We start from the raw sequence: 20,437 nt of genomic DNA, 5'->3' as shown, positions 1-20,437 counted from the left end.
GCACGATCGACAGCAGTCCCGGCACCCAGCCGGAATAGGGACGTGATGCGGGGGCGGCGTTACTCACCCGACCAGAACAACCCCTCGGGCAGTTCCGTCAAGCCCCCGGTCAGCTCTTCGCCGCCGAGTTCCGCCATGACCGCGAACATCTTCTGTGCGCTTTCGGCATCCACGGGACCTTCGGGCGGGATGCCTTCGCGCCAGCCGTCGCGCAGCGCCGCGAATTCCGCGTCGTCAGCCGCATTCATCATCGGACGCAGCGCGTCCCAAGCGGCATCGTCGGTGGCCAGGTATTCCTTGGCTTGCCGCGAGGCGCGCGCCAGACCCTGAGCGAGCGAAGGATTTTCCGCGATCCATCCATCGCGCAGGACATAGCCCAGAAGCGGCGTCGCCGGATCCAGTCCGAGGTCTGTTGCGGCCTGCGATACGCTCATCACCTCGCGCATGCCGCCGGCCTTCATCTTTGCGAGGAAGTGCCAGAAGTTGATCGCCCCATCGACCTGCCCGGTTTCGGCCGCATTCTGGATGATCGGCGGCGCGCCGAAGACCTGTTCTGTCTCGTCCGCCAGATCGGTGCCGTTCTGCTGCTGATACCAGGCGCGCAGGATCAGCCAGCTTTTGTCAACCGGACCGCCTGCAATCCCGATCCTGCCACCCTTGAGATCGGCCAGGTTCTGGACTGGGCTGTCGGCCGGAACGACCAGGCTGCCGACGGCCGTGGAATAGGGAAGGAAGGCAAAATCCGATCCCTGTGCGCGCTGCTGCGCGACCCAGAGGAAGTCAGACACGATCGCATCCACCTCGCCGCCCTGCATCGCGACCTGCGTCGCGGGATTGCCGGCCAGCGGCAGCATTTCCAGCGTAAAGCCGTTCTCGGTGTCGAAGCCCCGAGACCGGATGGTTTCGAGCTCCCAGTTGACGGTGCCGTTTTCAAGCGTACCGATCGTGATCGTGGCATCATCCTGTGCAGCGGCGGGCCCTGCCAGCACGGCGAATGCCACGGCTGCACCAGCCGCGATCCTGCGCGTCAATTTCATCTTGGCCTCCCCCGCCTGCTCCACGCCGCGCGGGCGTGGGACTGCAATTTCACATGGCTGCAGCCTGCCGCCAATACAACCGAAGTTGTATGAATCATGGGGGCAAGGGCCTTGCCATGCTGGACCGTACCGCCCAAAGTCGTTCATGGAACGGGTCGGGAACCCGGACCAACGGGGAGGACGCAGGACTTTGACGGCAATGGCATCGAAAGGCAGTCGCAGCGGCGGCCGGATTTCGGCGGATCAGGTCAAGGACATCCTGATCGTCGACGACCACCCGCTAATGTGCGATGCGCTCAGCCTGACGCTGAAGATCAGCTTTGGGCTGAAGGCGGTGCGCACGGCGCGCAGCTTGGCTGCCGCGGTCGATCAGATCAAGGCGCAGGGCGCGCCCGATGCTGTGATCCTGGACCTGAACCTGCCCGACGCGCGCGGTGCCGAAGGGATCGTGACCCTGCGCCGGCAACTTCCCGACGTGCCGATCACGATGATCTCGGCGGACATGGATGCGGCGATGATTTCGGCGGCGATGGCGGCGGGTGCACAGGGCTATATATCCAAATCGCTGGGCCGGGAAGCGCTGGTCGACAGCCTGCGCCGGATGTGGGACGGAGAATTCGTAACCCCCGAAGGCTACGAACCCGACCAGGCCGATGCCGACGACGAGGCGCGGGCCGATCTGGCACGTCGCTTCGCGACGCTGACGCCGCAGCAGATGAAGATCCTAAGGCTGATCTGTCAGGGCAAGGCGAACAAGGAGATCAGCTACGAGTTGTCGATCGCCGAAGCGACGGTAAAGACCCACATCACCGCGATCATGTCCAAGATCAACGCTCGCCGCCGCACGCAAGCGGTGTTGCTGGCCAATTCAGTGCGGCTGTTCGAGGCCGGTTGATGTCCGCCGGGGCAGAGCCTGCGATCGAAGCCGGGCCGCTGTCGCTGGACCTCGATCCCGGCAACTCGTCCGAAATCACGACCGCGCTGGACCGGATGGGGGCGATCGATCCCGCGTTGGTTCTGCTGTTCGGCGCACCCGGGCCCGGTCTCGATGCGCTGGCTCGCCAGGCACGCACGGCGTTGCCCGCTGACTGTGCCTTGGCTGGCTGTTCGACCGCGGGAGAGATCGGCCTGACAGGCTACGTCAACGGTCGTGCGGTTGCCGTGGCGTTTCCCTCGGAAAGCTTCCGTGCGCGCAGCATCGTGCTGCACGACACAGCGCATCTGCCGGTGGCCGACTGGCTTGCCGCGCTGCGCGCCCTGCTGCGCGATTTTCGCGCCAAGCCCGGTCGCGCGTTGTTCGGCATCCTTCTTGCGGATGGATTGGCAGGGCACGAGGATGTGCTGGTCTCGTCGATCGAGGCTGCGATCCCCGGCGTTCCGGTGATCGGCGGTTCCGCGGGTGACGGCCTTGATTTCGCGCGCACCACGCTGATCGCCGACGACACGATCATGACCGGTGCGGCGGTCTTCGTGCTGGTCGAAACGGCCCTGTCGGTCAGCGAGGTCGCGTTTGCCCATTTCAGCCCGACCCGGAACCGGGCCGTCGTTACTGCGGCCGATTCCGAGCGGCGCCTGATCCTTGAGCTGAACGCGGAACCGGCGGCCGAGGAATATGCGCGGATTGCCGGACTGCGGACCGCCGATCTGACGCCGACGGAATTTGCGCGCCATCCGCTGATGTTCCGCAGCGGCAAGCGCCATCATGTCCGTGCGATTCGGGGCACCACCCCCGAAGGTGGCTTGCAGATGATGTCGCCGGTCGCGACCGGCATGGTGCTGACGATGGGCCGGGCCGAGGATCTGACCCTCGGCTTTGCCGAAGCGATCGAGGCCTTGCCCCGGCCCCCGCTGGCCGTTCTGGGCTTTGACTGCATCCTGCGCAGGCTCGCGCTTGAGCGTGCCGGCTTGACCGGAGCAATGTCGCAATTGTTCGCGCGCTATCGCGTCACCGGCTTCTCGACCTATGGAGAGCAGCATAGCGGAATGCACGTGAACCAGACCTTCGTCGGCTTCGCCTTCATGCCCCCGGCGGATCAGTCCAGCGCCCTTCCGGCGCCGATCGGTGGCGGCCATGCTGCGTGACGATGATCCGCCGGAACGCAAGATCGCCAAGCTGACGCGGATTTCCTCGGTCCTTGTGGATCGCATCGACCGACTGGAGGAAACCCGTGGATCAGGCTGGTCGATGTTCCAGGCCGCCGTCGCGCTGGAGCAGGAGGTGATGGCCCGCACGCGGCAGCTGGAACAGGCGCTGGACGATTTGTCGCAACGGAACCGCGAACTGGGCGTCGCCCGCGCCGCGGCCGAAGAGGCGAACCGGTCCAAGACGCGCTTCCTGCGCGCGGCGAGTCACGATCTTCTGCAGCCGCTCTCCGCCGCGCGGCTGTTTCTGTCAGCGCTGACGGACACCCCAATGGACGAAACGCAGAAGGAACTGACCGACCGACTGGCCGGTGCATTCGAGTCTGTCGAACAGTTGATGCATGCCGTCCTCGACATTTCCCGGCTGGACAGCCAGCGCATCGAATTTCATCGCAAGAGCGTTTCATTGTCGGAATTGTTCGGACGGCTGTCCGCGGAATACAGGCCCATGGCGGATGAAAAGGGTCTGACGCTGACCTTCGCGCCGACCAGTGTCATGGTCGACAGCGATCCCGTGTTCCTGCGTCGGATCGCGCAGAACCTGGTCTCGAATGCGATCAAGTACACGCGAACGGGACGGGTGCTGGTGGGTATCAGGCGCAAGGGCGATACCGCTTGGCTTGAGGTTCATGACACCGGTCCGGGCATCCCCGCGATCGACCGCAATCGGATCTTTGACGAGTTCCAGCGCCTTGGGAACGATGGCGGTGCGACCGGCATGGGGCTTGGCCTCTCGATCGTGCGGCGAGCGTGCAAGAAGCTTGGCCACCCGATCCGGCTGGACAGCGAACCGATGCGCGGCACCGTGTTCCGCGTCGGGTTGCCGCTGATCGATGAAACGGCAGAGGATTGCACGGCGCCCGCCAGTTCGGGCACGCGCGCCCTTCGCGGTCGCGTCGCGCTGGTCGTCGAGAACGATCCCGGCATGCGGCGCGGCTACCAGCTGACGCTGGGCGACCGCCTCGGCATGGTGCCTCGGCTTGCGGCCGGGACCGACGAGGCGCTGGCCACGATGGGCGAAGAGCCGGTGGACCTGATCCTTGCCGATTACAATCTCGAGGCGGGCGACACGGGCATCGTCGCGATCCGGGCGTTGCGGGAACAGGCCGGTCATCCGATCCCCGCGTTGATGGTGACGGCGCGGCGCAGCCCCGAGATTGCGCGCGCCTGTGCCGAAATGGGTGTGCCGCTGATCGAAAAGCCGGTCCGCGCGGACGAGCTGCAGGCGGTGATCGAGCAGGTTCTGGCATAGCTTCGCTCTGCGACGAAGGGTTGACCAGCACCGTCGGGGGGCTTGCCGGGCGCGTGCCAAGGCGCGAACCTGTGGCTGATCTGGGGAGGAGATTATGATGACACGGCTTTGGGCCCTCGGTGCGGTTCTGTGTGCAGCGCTTCTGCAACCGGCGGCTTTTGCGGGCGAGGCGGGTGACGCCGTCTTCGCCGAACGCGGCCCCTGGTCGCTGGATGGCGAGACTCCGACCTGGTCCCTGACCATCGAGGGACCAGAGGCGCCTGGCTTCATCGGGATCAAGGATGGCTCGGTTTCGATCGCGGAAGTCACCGACCCATCGGACGGCAAACCCGTTTTGGAGTTGACCGAGAACACCGATACTCGCGAGCGCAAGATCGGACCATTCCCGATATCCGGCGGCGATCCCGTTCTGACCTTCTTTCTGGAACAGACCGCTCGCGACATGGCGCGTCAGACGGGCGGAAGCCCCTTCTATATCCGCAACCGGATGAAGGACGCGCTGTTTCAGGCCGGTGAGGTCACGCGCGAAGACGGAACCATGACGGCCACGTTCCATCCTTTCATCAGCGAAACCAGTCCCGAGCGTCTGCGCGGGTTCGAGACGCTGACGCTGCGCTTCGTGATGGGTGAGGATCCGAAGCAGCCCATCCGTGAATTGCATGCCGAAACGACGCCGCAGGGCGATCTTGCCCCTTACCGCAACCAGATGGTGATGCAATGAAACATGTGCTGATCGCCTTTGCTCTGCTTGCGGCCGGCCCTGCCGCGGCGCAGGAACTGAACGATTATCCCACGAACGCGCGGGCCGATTATGTCTTCGTCTGCATGGCGACGAACGGTCAAACGCGCGAGATGCTGGATAAATGCTCTTGCGCCATCGATCAGATCGCCTCGGTCCTGTCCTATGAAGACTATGGCAAGGCCGAGACTGTCTTGCGCATGCAGCAGGCGACTGGCGGTCGCAACACGATCTTCCGCGGCATGCCCGTGATGGATGCGATGGTGGCAGATCTTCGGCGCGCCGAGGCCGAGGCCGAAATCCTCTGCTTCTAAGCGGGCGACCGGTTTGACAATCCGGTCGCGGCGGGGTTCGCTGCCGCCAAATCACATCGGAGAACGGACATGGATCTGGGGATCAAGGGCAAGCGCGGTCTGGTATGCGCGGCATCGAAAGGGCTGGGCAGAGGCTGCGCCGAGGCATTGGCCGAAGCAGGGGTCGATCTGGTCATCAACAGCCGGACCGATGCTGACATCACGCGGACGGCCGAAGAGATCGCAGCAAAATATGGCGCCAACGTTACCCCCGTGGCCGCCGACATCACCACCGAGGAAGGTCGCGCCAAGGTCTTGGCCGAGTTGGGCGAGGCTGACATTCTGGTCACCAATGCCGGCGGCCCACCCCCGGGCATGTGGACCGACTGGAGCCGTGACGACTTCATCAAGGCGATCGACGCCAACATGCTGACCGCGGTGGCGCTGATGCAGGCGCTGGTGCCGGGAATGATGGATCGCGGCTGGGGCCGCGTCGTCAACATCACCTCTCAATCCGTGCGCTCGCCGGTCTCGGTCCTTGGGCTGTCGAACACTGCGCGGACCGGCCTGACTGGTTTTGTCGCCGGGATGTCACGCCAGGTTGCTGGCAAGGGCGTCTGCGTGAACAACATCCTTCCCGGCATCCACGCCACCGATCGTGCCGTCAGTCTTGACGGCAACGTGTCCAAGAACGAGGGCATCACCCCGGAGGAGGCCCGCAAGCGGCGTGAGGCGACCATCCCCACCGGCACCTATGGTCAAGCCGACGACTTCGGCGCCGCCTGTGCCTTCCTGTGCAGCCAGCAGGCCCGATTCATCGTTGGCCAGAACCTGCTTCTGGACGGTGGCGCGCTGAACGCGACGCTGTAACGGCCGACGCTTGCCCGGGGCGGCGGCGGCTGCTAGGCGGGGCGCGAAACCCGAGCGAAATCATCAGCCGGACCGCCCGTGATCGCGCCTGCCAATGCCCCGCCCCGCCTGACCGCCGAATCCCTGACCCGCAGCTTCGAGGGTCGGCGCGTCGTCGACGATGTTTCTTTCTCGGTGCCCGCAGGGCAGGTCGCCTGTCTTCTCGGCCCTTCCGGATGCGGAAAATCGACCACGCTGCGGCTGATCGCCGGGGTCGACATGCAGGATTCCGGACGGATCCTCGTTGACGGCAAGCTTGTCTGCGACACGACTTTCCGGGTTCCGCCGGAGCGCCGCGCGATCGGGCTGATGTTTCAAGACTTCGCGCTGTTCCCGCATCTCTCGGTGGCGGAGAACGTCGCCTTCGGACTGACCGGCGGCTACGCCGCGAACCGTGCGCGTGTCGACGAACTGCTGGAACGTGTCAGGATGACCGCGCATCTTGGCAGCTATCCTCATGCGCTGTCCGGCGGTGAGCAGCAGCGGATCGCGTTGGCTCGCGCGCTTGCGCCGCGGCCGAGGATCATGCTGATGGACGAACCGTTTAGCGGCCTCGACGAGCGGCTTCGCGACGGTATCCGCGACGAAACTCTGGCATTGATGAAGGAAGAAGGGACCGCGGTCCTGCTGGTCACGCACGAACCCGAAGAGGCGATGCGTATGGCGGACCAGATCCTGCTGATGCGCGACGGGCGGATCGTGCAGCAGGGTGCGCCATACAACCTCTACAACGCGCCGGCGGACCGCGAGGCCGCGGCCTTTTTCAGCGACATCAACGTTCTTCGCGGCCGGGTGCAGGGAGCGCTGACCGATACGCCCTTTGGCGAATTCCTGACGCCTGGTGTTCCGGATGGCACCGAGGTCGAGATCGTCATCCGCCCGCAGCACCTGAAGATCGATTTCGACCGCGCGGGGATGGGCCCTGCGGCCACGCCGGAAAACGGGACCGCCGCGCATGCCAGCGTGGTGCGCTCACGATTTCTGGGGCGCGAATCGCTGGTCGAATTCGTGACCGACGAAGGCGGCATCGCGCTGAACGCCAATGTGCCGGGGGTCTTCCTGCCGCCAGCGGGAACGCGGATGTGGCTGATGCTGCGTCGCGACCGGGTTTTCGTCTTTCCGCGCTGAGGCCGATTTATATCGCACGCGATTGAACGGAACGCTTTCGTCATCGGGACGTTTTGACCCCGAGGCAACGAAAGGATATCCATCATGGCTGACGTCACCCTTCATATCGAGGATACCGGCGGCGAGGGTCGCCCCGTCGTTCTGATTCACGGCTGGCCCCTGTCGGCACAGGCATGGGCCGATCAGGTCGGACCGCTGCGCGACGCGGGTTACCGCGTCATCAGCTACGACCGGCGGGGCTTTGGCCGCTCTGACAAACCCGACACGGGTTACGATTACGACACGCTCAGCGATGATCTGGCTGCGATCATCAACCAGAAGGACCTTCACGACGTCACGCTGGTCGGCTTCTCGATGGGCGGGGGCGAGGTGGCTCGTTACGCAAGCCGTCATCAAGAGAACCGGCTGCATTCCGTGGTCTTCGCATCGGCGGTGCCGCCCTATCTGATGAAGGGACCGGACAACCCAGATGGGCCGCTGACCAAGGAAAAGGCGGACGAGTTCGAACAGAACCTTCGCGCCGATCGCGCCGCCTTCTTCGACCAGTTCACCAAGGATTTCTTCAGCGCCTACGGCGAGTTGAAAGTGTCGGAGGATCAGCGTCAGCAGGCCATCGACCTGTGCCTGCAATCGTCGGAACAGGCGGCGCTCGGTTGCATGGAGGCCTGGGCGACGACGGATTTCCGCGATGATCTGAAGAAGGTGACGACACCGACCCTGGTTCTGCACGGCGATTCGGATGGAGTCGTGCCATTCGAGGGCTCGGGCGAGCGGACGCACAAGGCGATCGCAGGCAGCGATCTGGTGGTGCTGAAGGGCGCGCCGCATGGCTGCAACACCAGCCACGCGAGCGAGTTCAACGCGGCCCTTCTGAATTTCCTCAAGAAGTAACGCCGTCACCCCGCAAATTGAAAACGCCCGCGGTTTCCCGCGGGCGTTTCTTCATTCCGGTTTCCGGACCCCGATCAACGGCGGATGCCGAGGCGCTTGATGAGATCGCTGTAACGCGCCTCTTCCTTGCCCTTCAGATAGTCCAACAATTTGCGGCGCTGCGCGACCAGCTTCAGAAGGCCGCGGCGCGAGTGGTTGTCTTTCTTGTGGGTTTTGAAGTGCTCGGTCAGCGTCGCGATGCGCGAGGTCAGGATCGCGACCTGCACTTCGGGGCTGCCGGTATCGCCTTCCTTGGTGGCGAATTCCTTCATGACCTTGTTCTTTTCTTCGACCGTAATCGACATCGGGGGCTCCTTTCGGATTAAGGGTCATGGCGCAGGCCGGGATGTCGTCCAGCACAGGCCCGTGGAGAATCCGCGCAATGCGGATGCGGGCGTATAGGGCACGATCGCGTGGATTGAAACCCCGGATCGCGCTTCGCCGGTTCGTCAGGCGGTCGGTCGATGGATCACGATGTTGTCGAGGCTGACCGCGGCGCCATTCGTGATCCGGCCGACCGCGTGACCGTCCAGACGGATCAACAGGCTTCCATCATGATCGACATGGAGGTCCACCTCTGGCTCTGGCGCGTCGGGATCGGCAAGGTCGATGCGGATGATGTCTTCGCGACTGTCAAAATCACCGATCTCCGGCACGCTACCGCCAGCGGTGAGAACGAAAGTGTCAGCCCCTGCACCACCTTCGGCAAAATCGTAGGCGCCGGGCATCAGCGTGTCGTCGCCCTCGCCGCCGTGCAGCCAGTCGGTGTCTGCATCATCGTCCCCGATCAGCAGGTCGTTGCCCTCGCCGCCATCCAGATCGTCCGATCCTGCGCCAGCGATCAGCGTGTCGTTGCCCGCCTGACCCGAAATCCAATCGTCGCCTTCACCGCCGTCCAGAACGTCATCGCCGTCGCCACCGAGGAGGGTGTCGTCACCGCGGCCACCAAGAAGCGTGTCATCGCCGCCCTGCCCGGCAAGCGAATCATCTCCGTCACCGCCATCGATGCTGTCGTTGCCGGCTGCATCGAAACTGCCGTCACCCTGGATCCAGTCGTCGCCCGCACCGCCAAAAATCGTGTCGTCGCCACCGCCGCCGCGCAGATCGTCGTCGCCCTCGTGGCCGTGGATTTCGTCGTTTTCAGCGTCGCCCATCAGCAGGTCGGCGAAGGCGGTTCCGTCCTGTCGTTCGATCGCTTCATCAGGTTCGCCGTCCTCTGTCGCGATGTCCTCAGACGCATTGCTGTCGTCCTCGGCACTATCAGCACGGACGTTATCCATCGAAACGGCCGTCGGCTCTGCGTCGACATCCAGCGTGTCATCGTGAAAGCCAACGATCTCATCGTCCTCGGACGTGAAGTCGATCGCAGCGCCAACCAGAATGGCGCCCATCAGACCGGCGAGCATCAACATTGCCCGAACCCCTTAATACAACCGAGAACACAATACTCGATAAGGGCCTTATGCACGAAGCGCTAAGTAAAGAAAGGGTTAAGATGTATATGCCTGCGGCTGCTTGTCGTAGGAAAGGTACAACGGATGTCTTGGTGCGCCGCCTGCAGTAAGCCCAAGATGGTACAGTGGCCGGCCTGTCGACCGCAAAAGGTCAAGCACCGCTGGACCACGCCCCTTCAGACCGCCATGAATTCCCCACCCACACAGGATCGCGCTGCCCCAAGCCGCTGCGGCATGTAACGTCGCGTCGTTGAGAGGGCCGATCGGTGCGGACGCGGCCTTCAGATCCTGCGGCCGGGTCGCACGGAAGGCGAAAAGGTTGACCACCCGGAAGGCGCCGTAACCCAGCAAGCGGGCGCGTCGTTCGCAACGGGCGATCGTCGGATCGTTCCGACGCTCGTCCGCGGTCGAGGGGTTGAGCATCACCCAGACCAGCCGAGGTCCTTCAGCCCATTCGCGGGTCAGCGCATAACGGTAGGTTTCGCAGGCTGAATAGAGGGCGCTCGACCGGGTCGCGCCGTCATCGTGGTGACGTTCGATCACGGCCATTCGATCATCCCTCACTCATGAAAAAACCCGCCGGATCGGCGGGTTGTTTCGGTCGTCATGAGACCCCAGCCTCAGCCCTGGCGAGCCTTGAAGCGGCGGTTGGTCTTGTTGATGACGTAGATGCGGCCCTTGCGGCGCACGACCTGACAGTCGCGGTGCCGGCTCTTGAGCGAGCGGAGCGAGTTGCGAACCTTCATCGGTCTCTTCCTCATGTCGCGGCGCGCGCACCGCTTGAAATACGAATGCCCCCGGGCTGACGCCGGGGGCGGCGAAAATGGTGGGCGGTACTGGGATCGAACCAGTGGCCACTACGATGTCAACGTAGTGCTCTACCGCTGAGCTAACCGCCCGAACCACAGTGATTCTGCCGCAATCACGGCAAAATCCGCTTTGGTCCGGCGTCTATATAGGCGCTTGTTGTGGGTTTCAAGGCCATTGCTGCACCTGTTTCGATTGCCGCAAACCACGCTCTGCGCCGGGTATTGGCGTGGGGTCAGGAAGGTTTATATTGCTGAAAGCAACGCGGGCAGGCCCTTATTGAAGACGCTCTCAACCCCATCCTACGACCTGACGCGCCCGGCGGAATGGGCCAGTGGGGTGATCTTCGCGTCGCCCCATTCGGGCAGCCACTATCCCGACTGGTTTCTGGCCGGCACACGGCTGCCGACGGAAATCCTGCGATCGTCCGAAGATGCGTTCATGGACCGCATGATTGCGGGCGCGCCGGCACACGGTGCCGCGACACTGACAGCGCGCATTCCGCGCTGCATCGTCGATCTGAACCGCGCCCTCGATGAAATCGACCCGCAGCTGGTCAGCGGCATCCCGCATCATCCGCTGAATCAACGCACGGTCGCTGGTCTCGGCGTGATCCCGCGTGTCGTGTCGCAGGGCCGTGCGATTCATCATCGTCCGATCCCGCGAGCCGAGGCGGAGCGGCGTCTCGACACCTATTGGCGTCCTTACCATGCGGCGCTGGCAGGCCTGATCGCCGAGGCGCGGGCCCGCTTTGGTCAGGCCATCCTCATCGACATGCACTCGATGCCCCATGATGCGCTCAGCCATCTGGGCGGAATGCGGCCCGACATCGTTCTGGGCAATCGCCACGGACTGTCAGCCGCAGGGCGGATCATCGATGCGGTCGCAAGCGCGTTGGAGACTGAAGGCTGGCGTGTTCGCCGAAACTCACCCTTCTCGGGCGCCTATATCGCGCAGGCCTATGGCCGTCCGGCGCAGAACGTGCATGTCGTGCAGGTCGAGATCGACCGCGCGCTCTACATGGATGAAGCGCGGATCACGCCGCTGCCGGACTTCGATGCGGTCCGCACACGGATGGATCGGGTCGTGGCGAGGTTAGCGCGATATGGTGTTGCCGAAGGCGGCAGCGCCATGGCGGCTGAATAAGACCAGAAGAAGGAGATCGGCACGATGCCCGACCAATTGTCCGAGCTTCTCACCCAGAACATCGCGCTGATCGTCCTGGCGATCGTCATCTTTCTCGCCGTGACGTCGGCGGTAAAGATCGTGCCGCAATCCCAGAAATTCGTGGTCGAGCGGTTCGGACGGCTTCGTTCCGTTCTGGGGCCGGGCATCAATTTCATCTTCCCGTTTCTGGACCGGGTGGCGCATCGGATTTCCATCCTTGAACGTCAATTGCCGACCAATTCGCAGGATGCGATCACGTCCGACAACGTGCTGGTTCAAGTGGACAGCAGCGTCTTCTATCGCATCATCGAGCCGGAAAAGACCGTCTACCGCATCCGCGACATCGACGCGGCCATCGCGACCACGGTCGCGGGCATCGTGCGGTCCGAAATCGGCGCGATGGAACTGGATCAGGTTCAGTCGAACCGCGCACAGCTGATTTCGCGCATCCGCGAAGCGCTGGCGAATGTCGTCGATGACTGGGGGATCGAGGTCACGCGAGCCGAAATTCTCGACGTCAATCTTGATCAGGCGACGCGCGCGGCAATGCTGCAGCAGTTGAACGCCGAGCGTGCGCGACGCGCGCAGGTCACCGAAGCCGAGGGCAAGCGCCGCGCAGTCGAGCTTGCCGCCGATGGTGAGCTTTACGCGGCCGAGCAGCTGGCCAAGGCCAAGCGCGTGCTAGCCGATGCCGAAGCCTACTCGACCACTGCTCTTGCCGCCGCGATCCGCGATGGCGGGCTGGAGGCGGCGCAATATCAGGTTGCGATCAAGCAGGTTGAGGCTTTGACGGCCGTCGGGCAGGGCCAAGGAAAGCAGACGGTGATCGTGCCCGCCGCAGCGCTGGATGCCTTTGCCGATGCTTTCGGCATGTTGCGCGGCGGGAAAGGCGGCGGCGCATGAGCTGGGCCAACGGCTGGCTGTGGCTGATTGCGGCGCTGGTTCTGGGCGCGCTGGAATTGCTGGCGCCGGGCTGGATCTTCTTCGGCATCGCCATCTCGGTCGGGCTGATGGGACTGATGCTTCTGGCGGGCCTGTGGAGTGGTGGCTTCCCCATGGCCCTTGTCGTCACGGCCATCCTGTCGGCGCTGATCTGGCTTGCAATGCGGCGCCTGGTCGGCGTGCGCGAGGGTCAGGTCCGCATCTGGGACCGCGACATCAACGACAATGACTGAGGCCGGCCAATCACGCTGCCAGCGCTTTCTGCAGCGGCCGCATGGAATCGCCTTTGGTCATCCATCCGACGGCAATTGCGATGCTGGCCGCGACCTCCAGCCAGAACACCGGGCGAAGTATGCCAAGCGCCTCGCGCAATCCGGTGAACTGCAGGACGCCGATCAGTACCAGCGCGACTAGGATCACCAGCCCGCAGGCGCGATAGATGCGGTTGGCCGCCCGCTTTTCCCCGCTGTCCTCTGCCCCTTTGGTGAACAAAAACAGCAGGAAGACCGTCATCGCGCCGAAGAACGCGGCGGCCGACAGGAAATGGACCACGCTCGCCGTCACGTCGCCCAACAAGCACTGGCTCAGCGTACAGGTCACTGGCTGATCTTCGATGACGGGTGCGGCCTCGGCCCCAAAGATGGGCGCGGGTGCTGTCGGCAGCAGTGCGACACCCGCTGCCCCCAGTGATGCGACCTTTGCCACGATCCGGTCGCTCAGCCATTCGCCGGGCTGGGGTCGGTAGCCTTCGTAGGTCCACAGAAAGACCGCCAGCGCGCAGAGCGTGCCCACGAAGATCTCGCGCATGGGCGAGTAGTAATAGGCCGACATGCTGTCGAGGATGCCGTCGTGGCTGAACAGGCCGTAGACAATCAGCGAAACCGGAAGGAACAGACCTAGGATGCCGATCGAGCGCCTGACGGCGAGGAACGAGACGACCAGATCGTTTGTGGATTTCTCACGCAGTCCCAGATCTTCGGCCATCGCGCCCCTCCGTGCTCGGCAAAGCTCGCAGCCTGCCCCGGAAGGGTCAACAGAAGATGAACGCGTCGCGCGCTACAGGTTCGGCTGCTTTGCCTGAGGTGAGACCATCTCGGCCAGAATCGACTCGGCTGCGGCACGCGGATCTTGCGCCTGCCAGACCGGCCGACCGACCACGATATGGTCGACGCCCGCCGCGATGGCGCTGGCGGGCGTCTCGACACGCTTCTGGTCGCCAACATCCGCACCTGCGGGCCGCACGCCCGGCGTCACGATCAGTTTCGAGCCGGGCAGCGAACGGATCGCTGCAGCCTCGCGCGGCGAACAGATCACACCGTCCGCGCCCGCTTCGAAGGCACGGGCGGCGCGCTCGACCGTGATCTCATGGAGATCGCCTGCCTGGATCAGCGCGGCGTCGAGATCGGCGCGGTCTGTCGAGGTCAGGATGGTGACGCCGAGGATCTTGAGGTTGCTGCCCGAAGCGCCTTCCTTCGCCGCGCGCACCACATTCGGATCGCCGTGTACGGTCAGAAAGTCGAGATCGAACTGCGCGAGTCCCCGCACGGCGTTCTCGACCGTCGCGCCGATGTCGAAGAGCTTCATGTCGAGGAAGATGCGTTTTCCATGCTCGGCCTTCAATTCGTTCGCAAGCGCCAGGCCGCCACCGGTCAGCATTCCCAGCCCGATCTTGTAGAAGCTGACGGCATCCCCCAGACGGCCCGCCAGTTCCAGGCCAGCCACCGCGTTCGGCACGTCCAGCGCCACGATCAGCCGGTCATCCATCGTCATCCCTTTCGCTGCTGCAGCGTCCTTAGACGATCTGGGGCGGCTCCAAAAGATCGTCGTAGAAGACCGCGACGACCGGCGCATGGTCTGATTCCGGATGCTTCACATCGGTTGCAAAGGCCACGGACTCATCCGGCAGGATCTCGTTATGGATCTCGGTGTGCGAGAACGCCTGAACGAAGCGGCGCGAGGCGAGGATATGGTCGATCATCTCACCCTTGCCGTGGTGAATGAGCGTGTAACGCTTGCTGTCCGGCACGTTCATTTCCAGCGGGACCATCACCCGGTTCGCCAGGGCGCCGTTGCCGGTATCCTCGACGCGCCCGCGCAGCGCCATCAACGGAACCTCGTCGCTATTCGCATTCAGATCGCCCGCGATCAGGATCAGCGCGGCCGGATCATCGTCGAAGATCAGGTCGATCACCGCGCGTGCTTCCAGCGCTGCGCCGACACGCTTCATCGACGAGACGAAGAACCCCTCGGCCCAGCCTGCCGCAAGCTTCCAGGTAAAGCGATCTTCCATCAGGTCGGCAGCAGGCGTTGCCAGCTTGGATTTGAAATGCGCGTTCAGGATATGCATTTCGACGCCCGTCGGGGTGGCGACGCGAAGCCACAACAGAGGTCGCTCCCATTCCAGCGGACGAGGTTGCGGATCGCCGGCCACGGTCCGCTGATAGAGCGGGTTGGGTACGATCTCGCCATTGATCTGGGCCACCTCGCGGATGTCCCAGCCCGGCGGCACAAGCGTCACCAGATTGCGCACGTCATAGACCTGGGAACCGTCCCGCGTCTTTGTGCTGACCATTTGGTGGTTCGCGTAGCGAGTGTCGGCCAGCAATGCCCGCAGCGCCAACAGGTCGCGCGGTTGCCCCGACCGCTCCTGGCCGTGAACCTCTTGCAGGCAGAGGATGTCGGCCCGCAGCCGTTCCAGCGCCGGACGCAGCAGCGCGGCGCGTTCCAGAAAGGTCGGCCGCCCCGGCTCGTCCGCAGGGTCCTCATCAAGGTTTTCCAGGTTGAACGTGGCGATGCGGAACATCGATTTCTCCGGCACGGAATCAGGGTGTTGCGCCATTGTAACACGCCTTTTGCGACCCCAGATTGACAACGAAGACCCGGATGGGATCGCGCCGACAGGGCGGTTCCGAAGCGGGGGCTAACGAAAAGGAGAATGACCGATGAACATGGAAAAGTTCACGGAACGGTCGCGCGGCTTCATGCAGGCGGCGCAGACCATCGCGATCCGCGAGGAAAACCAGCGCGTGGTGCCCGAGCATCTTTTGAAGGCGCTGATGGATGACGACCAAGGCTTTGCAACCAACCTGATCACCAAGGCCGGCGGCGACGCCAAGGCCGTGAGGCAGGCCGTCGATCAAGCAGTTGCGAAACTACCGAAGGTCAAGGGCGGCGACGGGCAGGTCTATGTGGATCCGTCCATGGTCCGCGTGCTGGACGAGGCCGAGAAGCTGGCCAAGAAGGCGGGCGACAGCTTTGTTCCGGCCGAGCGGATCCTGACCGCACTCGCGGTCGCGAATACCAGCGCCAAGGACGCCCTGGCAGCGGGCAAGGTCACTGCACAGAACCTCAACGCCGCGATCAACGATATTCGGAAAGGTCGCACTGCCGATACGGCGGGTGCCGAGGACGGCTATGAGGCGCTGTCGAAATACGCGCGCGATCTGACCGAGGCCGCCGAGGACGGCAAGATTGACCCGATCATCGGTCGTGATGAGGAAATCCGTCGCGCCATGCAGGTGCTTTCGCGCCGCACAAAGAACAACCCGGTTCTGATCGGCGAGCCCGGTGTGGGCAAGACCGCCATCGCGGAGGGGCTGGCGCTGCGCATCGTCGATGGCGACGTGCCGGAAAGCCTGCGCAACAAGAAGCTGATGGCGCTGGACATGGGCGCGCTGATCGCCGGCGCAAAGTATCGCGGTGAGTTCGAGGAGCGGCTGAAATCGATCCTGAAGGAGATCGAAGCCGCGGCTGGCGAGATCATCCTGTTCATCGACGAGCTGCACACGCTGGTCGGCGCCGGCAAGACTGACGGTGCAATGGACGCTGCGAACCTGATCAAGCCTGCACTCGCGCGTGGTGAGCTTCACTGCGTCGGCGCCACTACGCTGGATGAATACCGCAAGTATATCGAAAAGGACGCGGCACTGGCTCGCCGTTTCCAACCGGTTATGATCGAAGAGCCGACGGTCGAGGACACGATCTCGATCCTGCGCGGCATCAAGGAAAAGTACGAGCTGCACCACGGCGTGCGCATCTCGGACGCGGCGCTGGTCGCGGCCGCCGAGCTGTCGCACCGTTACATCACTGACAGGTTCCTGCCCGACAAGGCGATCGACCTGGTGGACGAGGCTGCGTCGCGGCTTCGCATGGAGGTGGACAGCAAGCCCGAAGAACTGGACCAGCTCGACCGGCAGATCCTGCAGATGCAGATCGAGGCCGAGGCGCTGAAGAAGGAAGACGACGCTGCCAGCCGTGACCGTCTGGAACGGCTGGAAAAGGACCTGTCCGACCTGCAGGAACGCAGTCATGAAATGACCGCGCGTTGGCAGGCGGAACGCGACAAGCTGGAAGGCGCACGCGGGTTGAAGGAACAGCTCGACCGTGCCCGCGCCGAACTGGATCAGGCCAAGCGAGAGGGCAATCTGGCGCGCGCGGGTGAGCTGTCTTATGGCATCATCCCGGGGCTGGAAAAGCAGTTGGCCGAGGCTGAGGGCAACGATCAGGCCGATGGTGTGATGGTCGAGGAAGCCGTGCGTCCCGAACAGATCGCCGAGGTCGTCGAACGCTGGACCGGGATTCCGACCAGCAAGATGCTGGAAGGCGAGCGCGAGAAGCTGCTGAAGATGGAAGAGATCCTTGGTGGTCGCGTGATCGGCCAATCCGAAGCGGTGACTGCGATCTCTCGCTCGGTGCGCCGCGCGCGTGCGGGACTGAACGACGAGAACCGTCCCATCGGCAGTTTCCTGTTTCTCGGCCCGACCGGCGTCGGTAAGACCGAACTAACCAAGGCGATGGCCGAATACATGTTCGACGACGAGGCGGCGATGATCCGCATCGACATGTCGGAATACATGGAGAAACACTCCGTTGCCCGCCTGATCGGCGCGCCCCCGGGCTACGTCGGCTATGATGAAGGTGGCGCGCTGACGGAAGCCGTGCGGCGCCGACCCTATTCGGTGATCCTGTTCGACGAGGTCGAGAAGGCGCATCCCGACGTGTTCAACGTGCTGCTGCAGGTCTTGGACGACGGACAGCTAACCGATGGCCAGGGCCGCAAGGTCGATTTCAAGAACACGCTGATCGTGTTGACGTCGAACCTCGGCTCGCAGGCGCTGTCGACGCTGCCGGACGACGCCGACAGCACTGCAGCACGAAAGGACGTGATGGACGCGGTCCGCGCCCATTTCCGGCCTGAATTCCTGAACCGGCTGGACGAGATCATCATTTTCCGCCGCCTGACGCGCGAGAACATGGACGGCATTGTGAAGATCCAGTTGCGTCTGCTGGAACAGCGGCTTGCCGGGCGCAAGATCACGCTGGACCTGGATGACAAGGCGCTGCACTGGCTGGGCAATGAAGGCTACGATCCGGTCTACGGCGCGCGTCCGCTGAAGCGGGTGATCCAGCGTGCGCTGCAGGACCCGCTGGCTGAAATGCTGCTGTCAGGCGAAGTGCTGGACGGCCAGACCGTGCATGTCAGCGCGAACGATGACGGCCTTCTGGTCGGCAACCATCTGGGTCGTGCGGGCCACAAGCTGGGCGCGGTCGGCGAGGGGCCGAAGCCAGAGGCCACCGTGCATTGACGAAAGGGGCCGCGGGGCAATCCGCGGCCCCTTTCTTCATTCGGATGGCATCGCTGCCAGAAACGCCTTGACCAGCGCGGCCGAATTCTCGGACGCGAGTGACATGAAGACGCCCATCTCATTCTCACCCTCGCCGCCGCCGGCCAGATCCGACAGCGAGCGGAAAGCGATGAACGGGACCTGATTGGCCCAGGCGACTTGCGCGACGGCCGCGGATTCCATGTCCACCACCTGCGCCTCGAAGGTCGATGCCAGCCAGTCCCGGATCTCGGCATTGTCGAGGAAGGAGGATCCCGACACACCGTGCCCGCCGACACGGATTACCGGCGGCTCGCTGAGGCAGGCGTCGTCGGTGTTGCAATCCGCCAGATCGGTCTCGGCCGCGACCTCTTTGGCCACCGCCAGCAAATCGGGATCGGCAGGGAACCAGAACCGCGTCTCGGGCTCGCCCCGGTCCGAGGCGACCGTCGTCTCGCGCGTGAAGATCATCCCGAGATTCGGGAAGGGCGAGGACAGGAAGCCCGGCAGCGCAAAGCCGTCACCCTCCGCCCGCGCCATCACCGTTTCCAGCCATTGGCCCCATTCCTCGGCCACGACGACGTCGCCGATATTCAGCGACGGATCGACGCCGCCCGCGATCCCCGAAAAGACGATCGCCTCGATGTCGAAACGATCCAGCGCCAGCTGGGTGGTCATCGCCGCGTTCACCATCGACACGCCTGACAGGAACAGGACCACGTCCTGTCCCGACAGCTTGCCGGTAATGAATTCGGTGCCATTGATGACCTGGCTCTCTGCGCCTTCCAGATCGGCTTGCAGGCTGATCCATTCCGGCTCGAAAGCGGACATGACGGCGATCCGTGGACTCTCCTGAGCGGCGAGCGGCATGGTCGTAAGAAGGAAGGCGGCGAGGCTTTGGCGGATCATCGGTCGACCTTTCATGCTGATGTTCGCTTGGGCTTAGACCTAGCGTGGGCGCATGGCCAGCGACCGTGACTGTCGCCGCGTCATCCCTTGCCCACTGCCGACCCGCGCGGCATCGTGCCCGAAATCGTGGAGGTTCCATGCTGCCGCCCATCCTGCAAGGCCTACGCATCCCCGTCGTCGGCTCGCCGATGTTCATCGTCTCGGGGCCCGAGCTTGTCATCGCGCAGTGCAAGGCCGGGATCGTGGGCAGCTTTCCGGCGCTGAACGCGCGGGAAAAGGACGGCGATCCAATCCTGCTGGAAGCGTGGCTGACCCGGATCACCGAGGAACTGGACCGCTACAATCAGGCGAACCCCGACCGCCCCGCCGCGCCCTTCGCTGTCAACCAGATCGTGCATCGCAGTAACGGAAGGCTGGAGCGCGATATCGAGATCTGCCACCGCCACAAGGTGCCGATCTGGATCACGTCGCTTGGCGCACGGGTCGAGGTGAACGAGGCCGCGCATGATTGCGGCGGCATCGCGCTGCATGATGTCATCAACAACGTCTTCGCCAAGAAGGCGATCGAGAAAGGCGCCGACGGCCTGATCGCTGTCGCCGCCGGAGCGGGCGGCCATGCCGGACCGCAATCGCCCTTCGCGCTGCTCCAGGAAATCCGCGACTGGTTCAACGGCCCGTTGCTGCTGTCGGGTGCGATCGCAACGGGCCGCGCGGTGCTGGCCGCGCAGGTGATGGGGGCGGATCTGGCCTATATCGGAAGCCCCTTCATCGCGACGGACGAAGCAAATGCCCAGCCCGATTACAAGCGGATGATTGCTGAGTCAGGTGCGATGGATATCGTGACCTCATCGCTGTTCACCGGGGTGTCAGGCAATTACCTTGCGCCTTCGATCCGCAATGCGGGGATGGACCCCGACGCGCTTGATCACGCCGACGCCGAGACGATGAGCTTTTCCGAAGGCGCAAAGAAGCCCAAGGCGTGGAGTACGATCTGGGGTGCGGGCCAGGGCATCGGCGCGATCCGAGAGACGGTACCGGCCGCGACATATGTCAATCGGCTGGCGGATGAATATCGAGCGGCGAAGGCGGGCGTCGTCGGGCTGGAAGCTGCGCGAGCAGGCTGAC

The 20,437-nt window shown here is 63.9% G+C and carries 22 protein-coding genes and 1 tRNA gene; 13 read left to right on the top strand and 10 right to left on the bottom strand.

The features are described from left to right. Nucleotides 1-59: 59 nt before the first annotated feature. Nucleotides 60-1,037, bottom strand: coding sequence for an ABC transporter substrate-binding protein (locus MLD63_RS02425; RefSeq protein ID WP_255328244.1), 978 nt, complete (start codon nucleotides 1,035-1,037; stop codon nucleotides 60-62). A 199-nt stretch (nucleotides 1,038-1,236) separates the two neighbouring features. On the opposite strand from MLD63_RS02425, the gene MLD63_RS02420 reads away from it, so the two are divergent. The 8 genes from MLD63_RS02420 to MLD63_RS02385 all read left to right on the top strand — a co-directional run bounded on the left by MLD63_RS02420 (nucleotide 1,237) and on the right by MLD63_RS02385 (nucleotide 8,391). Then, nucleotides 1,237-1,932, top strand: a complete 696-nt coding sequence (locus tag MLD63_RS02420) for a response regulator transcription factor (protein ID WP_255328243.1) — start codon at nucleotides 1,237-1,239, stop codon at nucleotides 1,930-1,932. Then, nucleotides 1,932-3,119: an FIST N-terminal domain-containing protein gene (locus MLD63_RS02415; protein WP_255328242.1), complete on the top strand. Its 1,188-nt coding sequence runs from the start codon at nucleotides 1,932-1,934 to the stop codon at nucleotides 3,117-3,119. Before MLD63_RS02420 ends, MLD63_RS02415 begins: the two co-directional genes overlap by 1 nt. Continuing rightward, on the top strand, nucleotides 3,109-4,431 hold the full coding sequence (locus MLD63_RS02410; protein ID WP_255328241.1) for an ATP-binding response regulator: 1,323 nt from the start codon (nucleotides 3,109-3,111) through the stop codon (nucleotides 4,429-4,431). The genes MLD63_RS02415 and MLD63_RS02410 overlap by 11 nt, the downstream gene beginning before the upstream one ends. A 97-nt stretch (nucleotides 4,432-4,528) precedes the next feature. Continuing rightward, nucleotides 4,529-5,152, top strand: coding sequence for a hypothetical protein (locus MLD63_RS02405; protein WP_255328240.1), 624 nt, complete (start codon nucleotides 4,529-4,531; stop codon nucleotides 5,150-5,152). Further along, nucleotides 5,149-5,484 carry a hypothetical protein gene (locus tag MLD63_RS02400; protein ID WP_255328239.1) on the top strand — a complete coding sequence of 112 codons (336 nt, stop codon included), beginning with the start codon at nucleotides 5,149-5,151 and terminating at the stop codon, nucleotides 5,482-5,484. Before MLD63_RS02405 ends, MLD63_RS02400 begins: the two co-directional genes overlap by 4 nt. Before the next feature lie 69 nt (nucleotides 5,485-5,553). Continuing rightward, complete coding sequence (locus MLD63_RS02395) at nucleotides 5,554-6,333, top strand: SDR family oxidoreductase (RefSeq protein ID WP_255328238.1); 780 nt, start codon at nucleotides 5,554-5,556, stop codon at nucleotides 6,331-6,333. Nucleotides 6,334-6,411: 78 nt separating this feature from the next. Continuing rightward, the gene (locus MLD63_RS02390) at nucleotides 6,412-7,500 is read left to right on the top strand and encodes an ABC transporter ATP-binding protein (RefSeq protein ID WP_255328237.1); all 1,089 of its coding nucleotides are present in this window, start codon (nucleotides 6,412-6,414) and stop codon (nucleotides 7,498-7,500) included. 84 nt (nucleotides 7,501-7,584) lie between these two features. Beyond that, complete coding sequence (locus MLD63_RS02385) at nucleotides 7,585-8,391, top strand: alpha/beta fold hydrolase (protein ID WP_255328236.1); 807 nt, start codon at nucleotides 7,585-7,587, stop codon at nucleotides 8,389-8,391. 74 nt (nucleotides 8,392-8,465) lie between these two features. Here the strand turns inward: MLD63_RS02385 and rpsO are convergent, their stop codons facing one another. The 5 genes from rpsO to MLD63_RS02360 all read right to left on the bottom strand — a co-directional run bounded on the left by rpsO (nucleotide 8,466) and on the right by MLD63_RS02360 (nucleotide 10,783). After that, nucleotides 8,466-8,735: a 30S ribosomal protein S15 gene (rpsO, locus tag MLD63_RS02380; protein WP_255328235.1), complete on the bottom strand. Its 270-nt coding sequence runs from the start codon at nucleotides 8,733-8,735 to the stop codon at nucleotides 8,466-8,468. Nucleotides 8,736-8,879: 144 nt separating this feature from the next. Then, nucleotides 8,880-9,842 (bottom strand): calcium-binding protein, encoded by a 963-nt coding sequence (locus MLD63_RS02375; protein ID WP_255328234.1) that lies wholly within the window; start codon nucleotides 9,840-9,842, stop codon nucleotides 8,880-8,882. 78 nt (nucleotides 9,843-9,920) lie between these two features. Next, a complete protein-coding gene (locus tag MLD63_RS02370; protein WP_255328233.1) occupies nucleotides 9,921-10,433 on the bottom strand; it encodes a DUF1643 domain-containing protein in 513 nt (170 codons plus the stop codon). 71 nt (nucleotides 10,434-10,504) lie between these two features. Next, nucleotides 10,505-10,630 (bottom strand): type B 50S ribosomal protein L36, encoded by a 126-nt coding sequence (gene ykgO / locus MLD63_RS02365; RefSeq protein ID WP_042245282.1) that lies wholly within the window; start codon nucleotides 10,628-10,630, stop codon nucleotides 10,505-10,507. Nucleotides 10,631-10,708: 78 nt separating this feature from the next. Beyond that, nucleotides 10,709-10,783: transfer RNA gene (locus MLD63_RS02360), tRNA-Val, on the bottom strand. 187 nt (nucleotides 10,784-10,970) lie between these two features. Here MLD63_RS02360 and MLD63_RS02355 point away from each other — a divergent pair. The 3 genes from MLD63_RS02355 to MLD63_RS02345 are packed head-to-tail and all read left to right on the top strand — an operon-like array spanning nucleotide 10,971 to nucleotide 13,033. After that, on the top strand, nucleotides 10,971-11,837 hold the full coding sequence (locus MLD63_RS02355) for an N-formylglutamate amidohydrolase (protein ID WP_255328230.1): 867 nt from the start codon (nucleotides 10,971-10,973) through the stop codon (nucleotides 11,835-11,837). A 24-nt stretch (nucleotides 11,838-11,861) separates the two neighbouring features. Continuing rightward, the gene (locus MLD63_RS02350; protein ID WP_255328229.1) at nucleotides 11,862-12,761 is read left to right on the top strand and encodes an SPFH domain-containing protein; all 900 of its coding nucleotides are present in this window, start codon (nucleotides 11,862-11,864) and stop codon (nucleotides 12,759-12,761) included. Further along, complete coding sequence (locus MLD63_RS02345) at nucleotides 12,758-13,033, top strand: NfeD family protein (RefSeq protein WP_255328228.1); 276 nt, start codon at nucleotides 12,758-12,760, stop codon at nucleotides 13,031-13,033. Before MLD63_RS02350 ends, MLD63_RS02345 begins: the two co-directional genes overlap by 4 nt. Before the next feature lie 10 nt (nucleotides 13,034-13,043). On the opposite strand, the gene MLD63_RS02340 is transcribed toward MLD63_RS02345, so the two are convergent. From MLD63_RS02340 to MLD63_RS02330, 3 genes are all read right to left on the bottom strand, one after another. Further along, the gene (locus MLD63_RS02340) at nucleotides 13,044-13,784 is read right to left on the bottom strand and encodes a hypothetical protein (protein WP_255328227.1); all 741 of its coding nucleotides are present in this window, start codon (nucleotides 13,782-13,784) and stop codon (nucleotides 13,044-13,046) included. A gap of 72 nt (nucleotides 13,785-13,856) precedes the next feature. Continuing rightward, the gene (gene pyrF, locus MLD63_RS02335) at nucleotides 13,857-14,570 is read right to left on the bottom strand and encodes an orotidine-5'-phosphate decarboxylase (protein ID WP_255328226.1); all 714 of its coding nucleotides are present in this window, start codon (nucleotides 14,568-14,570) and stop codon (nucleotides 13,857-13,859) included. 22 nt (nucleotides 14,571-14,592) lie between these two features. Then, nucleotides 14,593-15,639, bottom strand: coding sequence for an endonuclease/exonuclease/phosphatase family protein (locus MLD63_RS02330; RefSeq protein WP_255328225.1), 1,047 nt, complete (start codon nucleotides 15,637-15,639; stop codon nucleotides 14,593-14,595). Between the two features lie 103 nt (nucleotides 15,640-15,742). Here MLD63_RS02330 and clpB point away from each other — a divergent pair, with 103 nt between their 5' ends. Continuing rightward, nucleotides 15,743-18,385, top strand: a complete 2,643-nt coding sequence (clpB, locus tag MLD63_RS02325; RefSeq protein ID WP_255328224.1) for an ATP-dependent chaperone ClpB — start codon at nucleotides 15,743-15,745, stop codon at nucleotides 18,383-18,385. A gap of 36 nt (nucleotides 18,386-18,421) precedes the next feature. Here the strand turns inward: clpB and MLD63_RS02320 are convergent, their stop codons facing one another. Continuing rightward, entirely contained in the window at nucleotides 18,422-19,312 is an 891-nt protein-coding gene (locus MLD63_RS02320) for a 5'-methylthioadenosine/S-adenosylhomocysteine nucleosidase (RefSeq protein ID WP_255328223.1), read from the bottom strand. A gap of 137 nt (nucleotides 19,313-19,449) precedes the next feature. On the opposite strand from MLD63_RS02320, the gene MLD63_RS02315 reads away from it, so the two are divergent. After that, nucleotides 19,450-20,436, top strand: coding sequence for an NAD(P)H-dependent flavin oxidoreductase (locus MLD63_RS02315; RefSeq protein ID WP_255328222.1), 987 nt, complete (start codon nucleotides 19,450-19,452; stop codon nucleotides 20,434-20,436). The last annotated feature ends 1 nt before the right edge of the window (nucleotide 20,437 follow it).

This window comes from Paracoccus albicereus (genome assembly GCF_024359525.1).
Lineage (GTDB): Bacteria > Pseudomonadota > Alphaproteobacteria > Rhodobacterales > Rhodobacteraceae > Paracoccus > Paracoccus albicereus.
The sequence above is the reverse complement of the archived record's forward strand: the minus strand, read 5'-3'. Positions and strand labels throughout refer to the sequence as shown.